The organism is Pseudomonas sp. PAMC25584, from assembly GCF_058135675.1.
This window is the reverse complement of record NZ_CM176870.1, coordinates 786,002-801,534: the sequence shown is the minus strand read 5'-3', so window position 1 is coordinate 801,534 and position 15,533 is coordinate 786,002. Positions and strand designations below refer to the sequence as shown.

Genomic DNA, 15,533 nt, shown 5'->3' with positions numbered 1-15,533 from the left:
CCCATAAGGCGGCAGGCTGAGAGAATTCTCCACGAGATCAACTTTGCAGGCTCGATGATTCTCGCGGTTAAAAGTGGCGCTAAAGCCCAGGGATTCATAATGGGAATAACATGCTGTAACGGCCTGCCCACAGAGCGCTGTGAACTGCTATCGGACCATTTTGACAGTGTTGTAGAGCAAAAGCTGAGAGCTTTAACAGTAGGACTTTAGAGCCCGCAATAAAGAGCTTTTCGAAAACCCAGCCTGGAGGAATCGGATGAAGTACGTCACTTTCCTTGTAACACTTGCTCTGATGGCGGGCTGTAAAGGATCAGCCGTTCCGGACGAGACCACGCCTGTCCCGCCTGCGCGACTTTTTGGCTATACAGAAAGGTCTGACGCTCTCCTCGTCGTTGGCGCGACCTCATTAGGAAATGATTGCACGATCCGCCTTTCGATAGACGGAAAGCCGGCTGCTGACTTTTTCGCTACAGAAATGGCTCACTTTGGGCTCACGATTGGATCACACAGCCTCTCGTCGCATACTTCGGCGGGGTGCTCTAAGCAATGGATTCAAGAGGTCAGTGTTAGTGTCAAAGCAGGTGACGCTTTGATCATGTACATCGACAACGCGGGCCTAACACCTGTCGAGCTTTAAAAGCTATAGACAACCTCCTACACTGCCCCGAACCGCTCACACCGTACCTGCGCAGCCTCGCGTTCCTGCTGGCACCTGCCTCGCCTCCAATTAGGATCACCGACATGCGCCTGCCCGATTTCATTCTAGAGAACCTTGAGCCGATTCTGCAGGCTTGGGAAGATTTCGCCAGAACCATTGAGACGCCAGGCGCAGACCTCGATAGTGAGGCTTTGCGAGATCATGCTGAACAGATGTTGCGGGCAATAGTAAGTGACCTGAGAACAAAGCAGACGAAGCGAGAGCAAGCTGCCAAGTCTCAAGGCCAAGCCCCTTTAGATGATGAAGAAACCGCAGCTGAAATTCATGCAATGACGCGGTTAATGGCCGGGTTCACGATTGATCAAATGGTGTCGGAATATCGAGCACTGAGAACGAGCGTCGTCAGTCAGTGGATGAGGCAAGTTAAGGACGGCACGCCGATTAATGTCGACGACATGACCCGCTTCCACGAGGCCATCGATCAGGCTCTCGCAGAATCCGTCGCCAGCTACTCCCGCGCGGTTGAGGCGTCACGAAACGTGTTTTTAGGCATTCTGGGCCACGATCTGCGCACCCCCCTTGGGGCGATCTTGCTGGGTGCCGACGTGTTGAGGCGCTTAGAAGGGACCGGTGCCAGGGCAACCAAAGTTGCCAATCAGATATATACAAGCGTGCGTCGAGCCAGCCAAATTGTTGGAGATCTCCTTGATTTGACACGTTGCCAGATGGGGCCAGGCATACCTGTCAAACCGGCGAATATAGATCTTTCGCCCCTTTGCGAACGAGTCGTCGAAGAAATCCGAGCGTTTCATCCTGAGGCAATGATCTTGTTCAAAGCGAAAGCTCCAGTTCAAGGGCAGTTTGACGGTGCCAGAGTGGAGCAAGTCTTCTCGAACATAATTAGCAACGCTGTACAGCACGGAGATAATCAACTCCCTATCACGGTGGAGTTAGAGACCTCTGAGGGCTGCGCTATTTTCACCGTCCTTAACGATGGCGAGCCCATACCAGAGGACGTACTCCCGTTTATATTTAACCCTCTGGGGCGTTTCTCTCAGAGAGCTGCAATTGATCACGGACCGACGGAGGGGCTGGGGCTCGGCCTGTTCATCGCCTCAGAGATCGTGGCGTCACATAACGGCTCAATCAATGTCAGCTCTGACTCAGATCAAGGGACACTTTTTGTCGTGAGGCTTCCCATTGCCAATGGCATAACCTAACACCCCTTCCGGCAGCGATATTTTCCAGCAGGCTTTGGGGCCCGCCAACTTCCTCTTGGACTAACTTTTGCTAACAGGTCGCGAGCGTTGTCATCTGCTCCAGGCCGATCCGATGTCAACATTTGTCAACATCGCGCCAGGTCCCGCACTCGATCCGATGTCAGGTTTTGTCACGTTCTGGTGCGCGCTCGATGACGGGTTTTGATAGGCCGCTGGCGCTGACCTAACGGCAGAAATCGGCTAAAAACGGTCACTCACTATCTAAGAAGTCCGAGCCAATTCAGTCTGTTCAAATCAGACCGAATAGAAACTCAGAGGCTCAATGAACCTTTGCCTTTGGGAGCCTGTCATTAGTGAAATGGGCGCGACCCGGTATCTCCGGCTAGACCTGTCGAAAGGTGAGTGTATGGCCGACATAGATGATTTTAGGTTTAGATCCCACGAGCTACTGGTTGAGCTTGATGCTGCCACTACCAAAATGATGATGATGGTGGTCTCGAAAAAAATTTCCGGGCCAGATTGGGATGACGCAGCTAAAAAGCATCAGGAAGCATACGAGGCTTGGATCTCTTTTCTTAACCCCGTTGCCCTCCTTCAGACGACCATCGTTAGCTCGTATTAAGTGGCCGGAACTTTCCCGAAGAACGAGGCTGGGCGCTACTAGGTGTTTTTTAATGCCTCTGTCGTTTCGGCAAGAATCGCCCCGGGGATATCTCCATGTCAGCTTTGGGTCGAAGCCTGCCAGTATCCACTCCGGTATCCAAGGTTTGAGGCTGCTCCGCCGCGGATACCACTCGCGTTGGATCGCACGCCAAACTAACCTTAAGATTGGTTTACAGGCCGCAGGGTTAGGGAGATATAAGTGACAGCTATCCGCCGATTCTGTTGAAAAAGTCGGTTTGTCCAAAACGCTCGGAAACTGATGGGTAAAAGCACCGATTTTGCGTGCTGCTACGTGAAATCCGAGTCGTGAACCTTCTGCCCAAAACACAGATTTCAATCTCGGGCGCGAACTTTTCTGCCGTGAAAACCGAAGCCGACTTTTTCAACAGAATCCGCCAAAAGTGGTCGCTCACCGTCGACAAAACCGAAAACGATTCAATGTTCTGGCGTGGTGTCTTTCTCAAGCAACACGGCACCGTCTCCGAGCAGACTTAAACGATCACCTGGATTGCGAAGCGGACAGTCGTCCATAGAAAGACACCCGCAACCGATACAGCCGTCAAGCTGGTCGCGAAGCTGGGTGAGGCTTCGAATCCTCTCAGTCAGCGTATCCCTCCAGATCGTGGAGAGATGCGTCCAGTCCTTTGCCGTCAGCGGTCGTCCGGATGGAAGCTCATCGAGCGCAGCCTTGATGGTCGCCAACGGAATGCCTGCGAGCTTTGCGACTTTGATGATGGCAATACGCCGGAGAGTATCGCGGGCATAACGACGCTGATTTCCCGCGCTCCGCATCCCCTGAATAAGGCCTTTCGCCTCGTAGAAGTGGACGGTCGCAATTGTGACACCGCATCGGCGGGCTAACTCTCCTACCGATAGAGGCACGCGCACATCAATCATGGATTTTTAACCCCTCTTGACCTCATCTATACATGAGGTTTTATAACGAGTGTCGTCTTGCCTTAGCAAGCCCTCATGCGCTGTCGCGTGAGACATCTCGAAGTGGAGCTAACATGGACAAGCGTCACATTCCCTCTGATCAACATTCGCACGTCGAGCAACAGGCGGGTTGGGCCACCCTGCTGTCTGGCTCGAATGGACTACGCTCGCTCGCACTAGCAGGTGGCGTGATCCTCCACGCAGTCAACGTCTACATTGCCACCACGATTCTGCCGTCGGTGGTCGAGGATATCGGCGGCATCGACTATTACGCCTGGAATACCACGCTGTTCGTCGCGGCTTCTATCCTAGGTTCGGCGCTGTCTGCAAGGTTGCTTATCAGCGCGGGGCCACGCGGTGCGTACATCATTGCCGCCTTGGTGTTTGCGATCGGGACTTTAATCTGCGCGTTTGCCCCATCAATGCCTGTAATGCTCACGGGCCGTGTTGTCCAGGGACTAGGGGGTGGTTTTCTGTTCGCACTCTCCTACGCCATGATCCGGCTGGTTTTCAGTGAAGCCTTATGGCCGCGCGCAATGGCGCTGGTCTCCGGCATGTGGGGAGTAGCAACGCTAACCGGGCCTGCTGTAGGTGGCATTTTCGCTGAGCTCGGCGTATGGCGTGCGGCGTTCTGGTCGCTCATCCCAGTCGCCGCGCTGTTCGCCCTGTTGGCAATGGCCGTGCTGCCGAAACGCAACGCCGACAGGACTGAGCACTCCTCGCTTCCAATCGCCCAGCTCATTCTGCTGACGGCGGCGGTTCTCGCCGTTTCGGCCGGCAGCGTCTCGCCAACCCTCTCCTGGAACATTATCGGCCTGGCCACCGCCACCATCCTGACGGGCCTGCTGATAACCACGGAAAACCGGGCCCGACATAGGCTGCTACCAGCCGGTGCGTTCAGAATCACAACGGCACTGGGAGCGCTATATGCAACCATGTCGCTGCTTGCGGTCGCAGTGACCAGTGGAGAAATATTCGTGCCGCTGTTCCTTCAAGTCCTCCACCATCAGTCTCCGCTCGTCGCAGGTTATCTCGCAGCGCTCATGGCCGCTGGATGGACGCTGGGGTCAATCGCAAGCTCTGGGGTAAGCGGCAAAGGCATAAAGTGCGCGATCCTCGCCGGACCAATCCTTGGAGCGGCCGGCATGGTGGCGCTTACCGTTTTGATGCGAACGGAAAGCGATGGTGGTTGGATGTCGCTCACACCAATCTGCATTGGACTGATCGCCATCGGATTGGGTGTGGGGCTAGCCTGGCCACATCTGCTGACCCGGGTGTTTCAAGTCGCGTCGGCTGGCGAACAAGATTTGGCTGCCGCGTCTATTACAACCGTACAGTTGTTCGCCACCGCACTTGGCGCCGCTTTGGCCGGAATGGTCGCGAACGTTGCCGGACTAAGTGATCCTGGAGGTATCGCCGGCACGTCGAGCGCGGCTGCCTGGCTATTTGGAGTATTCGCGCTCGCGCCGATCATCGGCGTCTTCACTGCCCTGCGCGTGGTCCGATTTCACTCGAAAAATGGAGAGAGTCACAAGGCTTCACGCAACCGTTCACGCAGTGATATCACGAGCTGAGGGCGCACGAAGGCCCGTAACCTAGGTACGCTAATTGCGCACAGCAAGTACACAGTTCGTTACGCACGGTTGGTACGCATTCAGGGTGCGTACCGGCAACAGGTTCGCACTTCTGGTTCGCCCCCTCTTACGCGAACCTGGTGCGAACCCGGCCAGCGGTTACCACGGGAAGTTACCAATGTAAGCGGTTTCCAGGCGATGGTTTCCACTGTGGTTTCCAGCGTTTTGCAGTGGTTTCCACTGGCAACCTGGCCAGGCCCAGACCAAACCCAGACGCGGGGTCGATTGGCCGGCACGCACGATCGCGCCAGCATTGAGTGTTGAAATCAACTCACCGTGTAGATCCCACCACGCTGGCGCCGGCATTTACTTTGACCACACTTTGACGGAACGCGAGACAGGCATCAGGCCAAAACCACGCCGGGTGGGCGTCTGAGGCTTGCTCCATGCGGGGGCCGTCAAAGAACAGGACTTTGCCGTCTCATACCCCTGACAGACCCCAGACAGTTTTCCAGGCACCGGTGCTACGCTTCCTCGAAACACGGAGAGCCACCATGACGGACACCAAATTGATCGCCAGCCTGTTCGACCGCCTCAATCAAAACCAACTCGCCCTGGGCGCCGCGGTGGAGGAGCTTTCCAACTGGGTCGAGCAGCGCGGATCGCGCGGACATTGCCAACAACGTGCGCGGCGCTCTCGAAACGCTCGATGAGAACCTGGTGTTCATTCGCCAGGGAATTGCTGAGCTGACCGTCGCCGGGAGCCTGGGGCAGTAGTGACGCACGCCAAGATTCTGGACAGGCTCTAGACGGATTTTCGCCGACAGACCACGGGCAAATTGTCCGCAGCCCAAGCAATACGCCGCCGCCAGCGTTAAAGGTTGCGTGCTGGTGCTTGATGCTCGTCAAGTATTTTCCGAGGCGTCCAGCGACCTGACAGCAGGTCGGAGCAGGTGGTGAACGAGTTATTCACCCTGGAGCGGAAACCGGTCGGCTCGCCAGCTTGGCCAACCCCCGGATTCCAGGTAGCGGCTCACGTTCCGCTGGTAACATCTGCAGGTCATCTGCTGGCCCCGCTTCATTCCGGCGCCAGCATCAACCGCGCACCGAGGATAGAGCCGTGTCCGTTATTGACTGTGATTATCTACCCGCCGACAAAGTGGTGTTTCCGCCGGAGCTGGCGCTGCTGATCGTCAGGAAGGCCAGCGCGATGGCGGCAGCATTCGAGGAGCAAGCGCTCGACCAGCTCACCAAGGACGCCCGGCGTGCCCTTTCGCAGGGAACTGAGCCAAGGCGCGTAATCAGGGAAATGCGCTTGTAGGCGGAAAAGGGAACTGCCGGAACCTCGGTAGTTTTTCAAGTACCTGCCATACCGGAATGGGAGGTCAGCCATTGCTGTCTGCCTTGAAGGCTGACGCCGATCGCGACGCTCAGAGGCGTCATCATCCCGACGTGCTGAAAGCGCGTCCTAGCCGTAGAAACCCCGCTAACTACCAAGGTTTCTCACTTAATCATTACTCATTTTTGAGTTAGCTTAAGGCTGAATTCCAGATAATTTTTAGCGTATGCTAAGCGCATACCTTTAATTACGGTGGTCTCCCTGGGTTTTTTCAAGATAATTTTTCGGCCGGTTTGAGATATTTTTCTATATGCCTACGTTTACCCACCACGACCTTGAGCTTCTCAATCCCTCCTTCGACTCGGACCTAGTCGATGTACTGAGCGAGCTGGAGCATCTGCGTCGTCTAAGGCTTGAAGGCGATACGCCGCCGCAGGTGTTCTACCAACTCAAGTCGCTTTTCCATGCGCTGGAAAGCCTCGGCTCTGCGCGGATAGAAGGCAACCACACTACTTTGGCGGACTACATAGATAGCAAGGTAGAAGGTAAGGCCCAGGACACTGATCAGTTGCGCGAGGTTGCCAATATTGAAAAGGCAATGGATTACATTGAGCAGATCATGACGCCGGGCGCTGCGCTTACCGAGCAGACGATTCGCGAGCTACACGCGATGACCGTAGACGATCTGGTTCGTGAAGGCGACAAAACGCCAGGAGCCTATCGCAGCGGGGGTGTCAGAATATCCCAGTCTGATCACCTACCACCCGATTTCATCCAGGTTCAGGCTTATATGCAGGAACTTGTCGAATTCGTGAATCACGAAGACTCCCCGAAATATGACCTCATGAAGGTCGCACTCGCTCACCATAGATTTGGATGGATACATCCATTCGGCAATGGCAATGGTCGCGTGGTCAGGCTGCTGACCTACGCACTCCTGATGAAATATGGTTTCAACGTCAGCACAGGAGGCCGCGTCCTAAATCCTACGGCCGTATTCTGTAATGATCGTGAGCGCTATTACGCAATGCTGGCCACCGCCGACAAAGGAACGAAGGAAGGACTAGAGGAGTGGTGTACATATGTGCTGGAAGGCATTCGTACTGAGCTGGAGAAAGTCGATCGTCTCACGGACTACGCATATCTGACCAAATGCATACTCGTCCCTGCTGTGGCCTTCGCACGGGAGCGAGAATGGATCACTGAGACGGAAGAGGCAGTGCTGTCGGCCGCAATAAAATTGAAGGTCGTAAAATCTGCTGATGTAGCTGCCGTACTCCCTCAGCAGTCGAGCAATCAACGGACTTACCTGATCAAAAAACTGGTAGACCAAGGGATGCTTTTACCGCTAAGCGCAGGCGCGAGGCTGTACACAATCGGATTTTCTAACAATTATCTAATTCGAGGTGTGATCAAGTCACTCAGGGAGCAAGGGTTCATACCTGAGCAGCTAGAAAAACCATAAGCATCGATTTAAAGAAACAGTGAGCGGAAATAGCCCCTCCCTATACCACTTGAGGCTGGCGCAACTTGATGACCACTACCCTGATCCGGGGTGGTGCTGGCACGGGGAAATGGCAAGAATGCCTCTGTGTGGTCGAACTGCCACACGGCGCCAGCACCCTCGCCGCAAAAGTGTGGCGATGGCTCCTCAAAAGTGAGGAACGAGATAATCGGGCCACTTATGGACTGATCCATCAAAGGAGTGGTGGTGACCACACCTTTGCACTTGGGCGAGTTTGTCACGATGACGTTACCGTTCGTCGGGGATAGAGCGACGAACCAAGACGGCTTTTTCAGCCAGCGTGAAACGGGCCAAAAACACCCCAGCAGACAGCGCCGTGTATCCCCAGGTGTATCCCTTAAAAATACGAATAACCAAATAACGAATTAAAGCAGCAACTTACGTTACCAGTTCAAATGTCTGTGTACCACCAAGTACCGATCCATAGACGTCTACAGCAGTCTATGAATCACCTCAAGAAGCCCGCCTCGTGCGGGCTTTCTTGTTTCTGGCTGTTCACCTCTGTCTACCCCTATCCGGCCATGCTTCAAAAATAACTGCGCTCACTGCTGAGGTGGGCAATTGCGCGGACTTGCCCACCCATTTGCATTCGACCGGACCAGTCATTTGCATCGGATTTGACCAGCACGATTCGTGGGCATGACCGGCTGAGAACGACCCAAAGCTGACATTGGCGAAAGGCAGATATCGGCCAGGAGCGAACATCAAGTGCCTACAAATTCAGAGCCGCTTCACTCCGCACCAGACTGTTCCGCCCAAATCCCCCCGCCGCTGTACCTGCTCCTACCTAAACATTGCCGGTTAGCATGACTCCTCATCCAAGGAGGTATTGCGCTATGCCAGACGCTACTAATCTCTACCTATTCATTGTTGCCGCCTTGCTGCTGCTTATTGTGCCAGGCCCTAACATGGCAATCGTCACCAGCCACGCAGTCGCTCACGGCTGGCGAGCTGGCCTCGCGGCAGCACTCGGAATAACCCTGGCCGATTTGCTGATGACCGTCCTGGTTAGCGCGGGTCTAGGGGCGCTGGTGATGAGTTGGGCACCGGCGTTCGACTTACTGCGGTGGGCAGGCGCTTGTTATCTGATGGGGTTGGCTTGGCAAGCATTGAAGGCTCCCCCTTCGGATACTGACACTCAACCTACACAGGCTTCATTGCGGAAAATCCTGGCCCGAGCCACGCTCAACAGCCTGTTAAACCCAAAGGCGCTGTTGTTCTTCATGGTATTCCTACCGCAATTCGTCACCGTCGGCACCAGCAGCGTCACGTTGCAGTTGATGTTCTTAGGTGTGCTGCTTGCGCTGATCGCCTTGGTGTTTCATTCCCTACTCGGATTTTGCGCCGGACGGCTTCATGCGCGCCTGCGCAACGGCTTGATCCCCAAACGCCTAGGCGCTTATGGCTTCGCTGCGGTAATGGCCGCTCTGGCAGCTCGCTTGGTCTTTCTAAACCGGCCGGTTTAATGGCTCCAAGCCCGTCCGACGTCACATTTGTCAACATCGCGCCAGGCCCGCGCACTCGGTCCGATGTTAGGTTTTGCGAGGTTATGGTGTGCGCTCGATGACGGGTTTTAACAGGTTGCTGGCGCTGACCAAACAGCAGAAATCGGCCAAATAGCAGACATTGGGTTTGCTCAGTCAAGACGAGTATCCGGTTAAACGAAAGCCCCTGGATCTCTCGATTCAGGGGCTTTTATTGGGTGCTTACTGCGCCAGATGCAGCAACAGGAAATCGATGAATGCCCTCGATTTGTGGGGCAAATGCGGGCTGTTGGGAAACACCACGTTGACCGACTGCGAGGGCAGCGAATAGTCGGGCAACAACCGGATTAGCCGCTCGCTGGCGATATCGTCCTTGATTACCCAGGCGGGCAGCACCGAGACGCCTAGCGACGCCAACGCCATGGAGCGAATGGCCGTGGAAGAGTTGGATTCAAACTGATTAATCCCGTTGATCTCGACAGTCCCCAAGTGCGGATGGCTCAACGTCCACTGGGTCGGTGCCTGCAGGTTGCTGTTGGCGATCCACGGCACCGTATTCAGGTCCTGAGGATTCTGCACCGGGTGACGTGCAAGAAACGTCTCGGTAGCCACCAGGACAATTTCATAATCTGCCAGTTTACGGCTCTTGAAAGCCGAGTCCGCCAAATTGCCTAAACGGATTACCAGATCTAACTTTTCTGCCACCAGATCATTGAGTGACGAGTTGAAATTATAACAGATTTTTATTTCCGGATAGCGTTCTATAAATTGCGGTATCAACGGAAGAATATAGGCCTCGCCGTATTCACTGGTGGAACTGAAACGCAACTTTCCGGACACCCGATTATGCCCTTTTAATACATTATCGAAGGCATTATCGATGTCCGCGACAATACCTTTGAATTCTTCATAAAAGTCATGACCGATTTCGGTGAGGGATATATTTCGGGTATTTCTAATCAACAGCGTCGCTGACAGCACGTCCTCCAGCGCCTTGACATGCAGGCTGGCCATGGCCTTACTGATGCTCAGGTAATTGGCAGCCTTGGTGTAAGAACCAAAATCGACCACGGCCAGGAATGTCTGGACCCGATTAAGATGAGTGTGCATAGAAATATGGCTCACTGTTAAATCCTGTCAAACATTGTTTCAAGGATAGTCGTATCGACAGTTCAAGTCCACCGCCCCTATGCTTTACGGCAAAGGGGAAACAACATGACCTATCGCTACAAAGTTGCACTGATATTTCTGATCGGCTTTTTTATAGACTGCATTAATATCTTTATGTCAGCGGTCGCATTACCGAGTATATCGGCAGCGCTGCACGTTAGTACCTCAGACGTTGCCTGGGTGGCTAACGCTTATATTTTGGGGCTGACGCTGATCATTCCGGTCAGCACCTGGTTGGCCGGTCGTTTTGGCAGTCGGGAAATCCTCACCACCTCGATGATCGTGTTTACAGCCTCCGTGTGGATGTGTGGGCTGGCCGACAGTTTCAACGAGCTGGTGATCTGGCGCTTCGTCCAGGGGATTGGCGGCGGCCTGTTGATTCCTGTCGGACAGGCACTGACGTTTAACCTGTTCAAGGGCGAGCAGCGGGCAAAAATATCCACGTTGGTCATGGCCGTTGCCCTGATTGCGCCCGCCATTTCACCGACCATCGGCGGCGGCATCGTCGACAGCAGCTCCTGGCGCTGGGTGTTCTACAGCAACATCCCGTTCTCACTGATTGCGGCATTGCTGTCATGGTTCTGGATCAACGAAGCGCGACCGACGACTTTGCCCAGGCCCGACATCAAGGGCTTGCTGCTGGTCAGCGCCGCACTCGGCAGCCTATTGATGGGCATGTCGTTGTATGGCGGCGACGCTCCGGCATGGGTGGCCGCCCTCTTCGTCATGGCCGGCGTTACGTTCGTCGTGCTGTACGGGGTGCACTACCGCACCTGCAAAAATCCGATCATTGAACTGAGCCTGCTCAAAAGCAAAAAACTCAGCACCTCCATCTTTATCTATTACGCAATTCCCGGGGTGTTCACGGGGGTCAACTTGATGAGCATCTTCTTCCTGCAAAACACCCTGCACTTCAGCGCCCGACTGACAGGGATGTTCATGATCCTCTACGCCATCGGCGCATTCATCGCGATGCTGATCTGTGGCCGGGTCTATAACCGGATGGGCGCCAAGCGGCTGTTTGCCCTCGGCATGCTCTTGCACAGCGCCGGCATCGCCACCCTGTTACTGGTGAACGATCCCTCAGACTATCTGGTGATCGTCATCGCCTACAGCTTGATGGGGATCGGCGGCGGCATCGGTGCCAACACAGCACAAACCACGTCGCTGATGGACTTCGAGGGCAATGACACCCACAAGGCCAGTGTCATCTGGAACATCAACCGACAGATGTCATTCAGCATCGGCGCGGCCCTCTTCCTGATGGTTTTCAACCTGCTCTTGAAGCATTTCGATACCACCCAGGCCTACCACGTGACCTTTGCCATCGCCGCGCTGGTGGGCCTGTTCCCACTCTTTCAACTGAGTCAGTTGAACACTCAAAAGGACTGTCATGCACAACAAAATAGTTGAACAGGCGCACCACAGCATTCATCACGTGCACGAGCTGATCCACACCCTGTTCACCGACGCAAACGGTAAGGGGCAGGCCACGCTTGAACCACTGATATCGGCCTTTGCCGAGCAGTTCACCATGGTCACCACCTCGGCAGCCATTGTCAGCCGGGCGACAGTCGAACAGATGTTTAAAGGTGCAGTCGGCGCCAAGCCAGGCCTGGAGATCGTCATCAGCGATCTGCATACGGTCTGGCAGGAGGGCAACAGCGTGGCGATTCGCTACAAGGAAACCCATCGCCTCGGCCAGCGCGAAAGCTCACGGGTTTCGGTGGCGATCATTGGCATGCATCACCACAACGCCCAATGGATCTACCTGCATGAAACGCCGCTAAGCCAGGAAAGCTGACTCTCGTATGAACTACACAATCACTGATTGCCGAATGCTCTCGGCCTCTATCAAAGAAATCACCGTCAGCCCGCTAGCAACGGGGTGTGCGGTGCCGGCAGCGGGCGCACATTTCAAATGGTTCATCCCCGAGTTGAATGAATGGCGGCACTACTCGGCGGTACAGCTGGCAGACCGCACTACGCAGCAAGGCAGCGTCGTCTTTGCCATCCGGCTCACTGCCGACTCGGTCAGCAGTCGCTACATTCGTTCGCTGGCCGTCAACGACACCGTACAGCTCAATGGCCCGTTCAATACGTTCACCTACCCGCTCACTGAAGACGTCGGCAGGGACATTGCGATTGCCGGCGGCATCGGTATTACGCCGCTGACCGGGATCCTTCAACACCTGACGTCATTGAATCGAAGCGCCCACCTACACTATTTCGTTAGGAGCGACGATGACGCGGCCTATGCCTTGCCAATGCAGGCACTGCTGCAGGAACGCTTGCACCTGCACTTCTCCAATCGGCCCGAGGGCCGTCGCTCTGTCAGCCAGGTGCTGGCCGATCTGGCACCACATGACCGGCTCTACGTCTGCGGCCCGCAATCGATGCTCAACGAAGTATTTTGCCATGCCGAGGCCAATGGCCTGGCGCGCGAGCGCATCCATTTTGAAATCTTCAATGTGGTCCGTGAAGACGATGCGTCGGCCTTTGTGATTGACGCCGTCGAGTCGGGGGTCAGCGTCAACGTTAATTCCGATCAATCCTTACTCGAGGCGCTCGAGGCGGCCGGCCTGGACCCGCTCTATGACTGCCGGCGCGGTGAGTGCGGCGTCTGCGCAATAGAGGTCGTCGAGGGCGAAGTCGATCATCGCGATTTCATCATGAGCGAACAAGAAGCCGCCTGTAGCACAACGATTTATCCCTGCGTCTCGCGGGCCAAAAGCCAACGCCTGAAGCTGGCGATCTAACGAGGACAACCGTTTGGACAATTACTTCAACGGCAGAGAAGTGCACAAATCGCTCTTCCTTCATCAACAGATCTTTGAACAAGAACAACACAGCGTCTTCGCCGCCAGTTGGTGCTACGTGGGGCACGACAGTCTGATCCCGCAGCCTGGTGACTTTTTCACCACCGACATTGCCCAACAACCCTTGGCAATGGTCCGGCAAAAAAATGGCGAGATTATTGTCTTGCATAACCGCTGCCCGCACAAAGGCGTAAAAGTGTTGGCCGAGCCTCGCGGTAACGTCGGCCGTTTCATCCGCTGCCCTTACCATGCGTGGACATTCAAGACCGATGGCGAACTGTTGAGTATTCCGGTGAAGAAGGAATACGACGATTGCGACCTCAGCACGTGCTCTGCCCACAGAGGCATGCAAGCCGTCGCGGCGGTGGAGAATTATCGCGGTTTTGTGTTTGTCCGCCTCCAGGCGGAAGGCATCGATTTCAACACGTTTTTCGGCGAGTCATTATCGACACTGGACAACATGGTGCTGCGCTCCCCCCGTTGCACTCGAACGGTCGCCCTCGGTGCTCGGCGGCGCCATGATGATCGGTGGCACCATTGTCGGCGCAGGCATGTTTTCGCTGCCGGTCGTCATGTCCGGCCTGTGGTTCTATGGCTCCGTCGCGGTCCTATTGTTTGCCTGGTTCTGCACCTTGCATTCCGGGTTGATGATTCTTGAGGCCAACCTCAACTATCGTCCGGGTGCCAGTTTTTCAACGATCACCAAAGACCTGTTGGGTCATCGCTGGAATGTGTTGAACGGCTTGAGCATCGTCTTTGTCCTGTACACGCTGACCTACGCCTACATCTCGGCCAGTGGTTCAGTGATTCATCACAGCGCCCAGTCATTGGGCGTGAATCTATCGGCGCGGGCCGGGGGCCTGTATTTCACCCTAACGGTATCGGTCATTGTGTGGCTGAGCACGGCAGCGGTGAGCCGGGTGACCACGGTGATTTTCGGTGCAAAAATCTTCGCGTTTTTCCTGACCTTCGGCGGGTTGCTCGATCATGTGCAACCGGCGACGCTGCTCAATCGCAACGCAACGGACAGCCACTACCTCCCTTACCTGCTGATGACCCTGCCCTTCTGCCTGACGTCCTTCGGCTTTCACGGCAACGTGCCCGGCCTGATGAAACACTTCGGCAAAGATCCGCAGCGTATCCGGGCCTGCCTGGTCAGCGGCACCCTCATCGCGCTAGGTCTCTATGTCGTCTGGATAGTGTGCAGCATGGGGAACATTCCCCGGGACGGGTTCAAAGATATCGCTCAGCGTGGCGGGAATATCGACGTACTGATCAGCGCGTTAGGGGCCATGCTCAACAGCGCGAAAATCGACGTGTTCCTCAGCCTTTTTTCCAACTTCGCCGTCGCCTGCTCCTTTCTTGGTGTGACTCTGGGGCTGTTCGATTATCTGGCCGACGTACTGGGGTTTGACGACAGTCCGCGAGGTCGCCTGAAAACCGCAGGTACCACCTTCCTGCCGCCCATGCTCTGCGGGCTGTTGTGGCCCGAAGGGTTTATCCATGCAATCGGTTTCGCCGGTCTGGCGGCGACCCTCTGGGCCGTGATTACCCCTGCATTGCTGGCCAGCGCATCACGTAAACGCTTTGGCAGCCCGCGGTATCGCGTGTGGGGCGGCCACCCCATGATTGCCCTGGTGCTGTTTTTCGGCGTGATCAGTGCGGCTTCACATGTGCTGTTTTCCTTGGGCCTGTTGCCGGTCTGGCGTTAGCGGCCCTGAACACCATTTGGTTTTCCGAACGCGACCTGTCGGTCGATTCGGTTAACCTGATTACTCATTGTGAAAAATCACGCCATAAATATTTAATCTCATTAAAAATCAATAAGACAACCACATATACAACGTCAATTACGCCTTGACCATAGACGAGATGGAACCCGGAACCATTTCTGTCGCCGTGCCGTGCCGCTACGCGAACGCAGCGGAAAAGTGGTGGCTGCGATCAGCTTCGCCTCCAACCGTTCACGGCGTACCCCCGTGGACCTCACCAATAACGTGCTGCCTCATTTGCAGGCACTGGCACGGCAAATGGAATCGACCACCGGCAGTTATCGGGACCAGGGACAACTCAACCCTCCAGCGCGACGACCAACCCCTTCACACCTCAAGGTTTACCGGGCGACGGCCGATACCCTTGGACAGT

Annotated in this window: 14 protein-coding genes and 1 pseudogene; 13 read left to right on the top strand and 2 right to left on the bottom strand. The window is 55.3% G+C overall.

Features of this window, described 5'->3' with window-relative positions:
* Positions 1-256 precede the first annotated feature (256 nt).
* From ACS5Q8_RS03525 to ACS5Q8_RS03515, 3 genes are all read left to right on the top strand, one after another.
* Positions 257-637: a hypothetical protein gene (locus tag ACS5Q8_RS03525; RefSeq protein ID WP_465159833.1), complete on the top strand. Its 381-nt coding sequence runs from the start codon at positions 257-259 to the stop codon at positions 635-637.
* Between the two features lie 104 nt (positions 638-741).
* Positions 742-1,878, top strand: coding sequence for an ATP-binding protein (locus ACS5Q8_RS03520; protein ID WP_443694239.1), 1,137 nt, complete (start codon positions 742-744; stop codon positions 1,876-1,878).
* Positions 1,879-2,284: 406 nt separating this feature from the next.
* Complete coding sequence (locus tag ACS5Q8_RS03515; protein ID WP_426100789.1) at positions 2,285-2,500, top strand: hypothetical protein; 216 nt, start codon at positions 2,285-2,287, stop codon at positions 2,498-2,500.
* A 476-nt stretch (positions 2,501-2,976) separates the two neighbouring features.
* On the opposite strand, the gene soxR is transcribed toward ACS5Q8_RS03515, so the two are convergent.
* On the bottom strand, positions 2,977-3,438 hold the full coding sequence (gene soxR / locus ACS5Q8_RS03510) for a redox-sensitive transcriptional activator SoxR (protein WP_426100791.1): 462 nt from the start codon (positions 3,436-3,438) through the stop codon (positions 2,977-2,979).
* Between the two features lie 113 nt (positions 3,439-3,551).
* Between soxR and ACS5Q8_RS03505 the strand changes: the two genes are divergently transcribed.
* The 5 genes from ACS5Q8_RS03505 to ACS5Q8_RS03485 all read left to right on the top strand — a co-directional run bounded on the left by ACS5Q8_RS03505 (position 3,552) and on the right by ACS5Q8_RS03485 (position 9,381).
* Positions 3,552-5,051 (top strand): MFS transporter, encoded by a 1,500-nt coding sequence (locus tag ACS5Q8_RS03505; RefSeq protein WP_426100793.1) that lies wholly within the window; start codon positions 3,552-3,554, stop codon positions 5,049-5,051.
* A 554-nt stretch (positions 5,052-5,605) separates the two neighbouring features.
* On the top strand, positions 5,606-5,764 hold the full coding sequence (locus tag ACS5Q8_RS03500) for a hypothetical protein (protein ID WP_426100795.1): 159 nt from the start codon (positions 5,606-5,608) through the stop codon (positions 5,762-5,764).
* Positions 5,765-6,171: 407 nt separating this feature from the next.
* A complete protein-coding gene (locus ACS5Q8_RS03495) occupies positions 6,172-6,372 on the top strand; it encodes a hypothetical protein (protein WP_308934754.1) in 201 nt (66 codons plus the stop codon).
* Between the two features lie 328 nt (positions 6,373-6,700).
* Entirely contained in the window at positions 6,701-7,855 is a 1,155-nt protein-coding gene (locus ACS5Q8_RS03490; RefSeq protein WP_426100797.1) for a Fic family protein, read from the top strand.
* 896 nt (positions 7,856-8,751) lie between these two features.
* On the top strand, positions 8,752-9,381 hold the full coding sequence (locus ACS5Q8_RS03485; protein ID WP_276196387.1) for a LysE family translocator: 630 nt from the start codon (positions 8,752-8,754) through the stop codon (positions 9,379-9,381).
* A gap of 240 nt (positions 9,382-9,621) precedes the next feature.
* Here the strand turns inward: ACS5Q8_RS03485 and ACS5Q8_RS03480 are convergent, their stop codons facing one another.
* Positions 9,622-10,509 (bottom strand): LysR family transcriptional regulator, encoded by an 888-nt coding sequence (locus tag ACS5Q8_RS03480; RefSeq protein ID WP_276197895.1) that lies wholly within the window; start codon positions 10,507-10,509, stop codon positions 9,622-9,624.
* 105 nt (positions 10,510-10,614) lie between these two features.
* Between ACS5Q8_RS03480 and ACS5Q8_RS03475 the strand changes: the two genes are divergently transcribed.
* The 5 genes and pseudogenes from ACS5Q8_RS03475 to mtr all read left to right on the top strand — a co-directional run bounded on the left by ACS5Q8_RS03475 (position 10,615) and on the right by mtr (position 15,100).
* Positions 10,615-11,982 carry an MFS transporter gene (locus ACS5Q8_RS03475; RefSeq protein ID WP_276196386.1) on the top strand — a complete coding sequence of 456 codons (1,368 nt, stop codon included), beginning with the start codon at positions 10,615-10,617 and terminating at the stop codon, positions 11,980-11,982.
* Entirely contained in the window at positions 11,963-12,373 is a 411-nt protein-coding gene (locus ACS5Q8_RS03470) for a DUF4440 domain-containing protein (protein WP_247404272.1), read from the top strand. The genes ACS5Q8_RS03475 and ACS5Q8_RS03470 overlap by 20 nt, the downstream gene beginning before the upstream one ends.
* A gap of 7 nt (positions 12,374-12,380) precedes the next feature.
* Positions 12,381-13,328 (top strand): flavin reductase family protein, encoded by a 948-nt coding sequence (locus ACS5Q8_RS03465; protein ID WP_276196385.1) that lies wholly within the window; start codon positions 12,381-12,383, stop codon positions 13,326-13,328.
* A 40-nt stretch (positions 13,329-13,368) separates the two neighbouring features.
* Positions 13,369-13,680: pseudogene (locus ACS5Q8_RS03460) on the top strand (Rieske 2Fe-2S domain-containing protein); the annotation flags it as partial.
* 226 nt (positions 13,681-13,906) lie between these two features.
* Complete coding sequence (gene mtr / locus ACS5Q8_RS03455; RefSeq protein WP_465159832.1) at positions 13,907-15,100, top strand: tryptophan permease; 1,194 nt, start codon at positions 13,907-13,909, stop codon at positions 15,098-15,100.
* Positions 15,101-15,533: the final 433 nt, after the last annotated feature.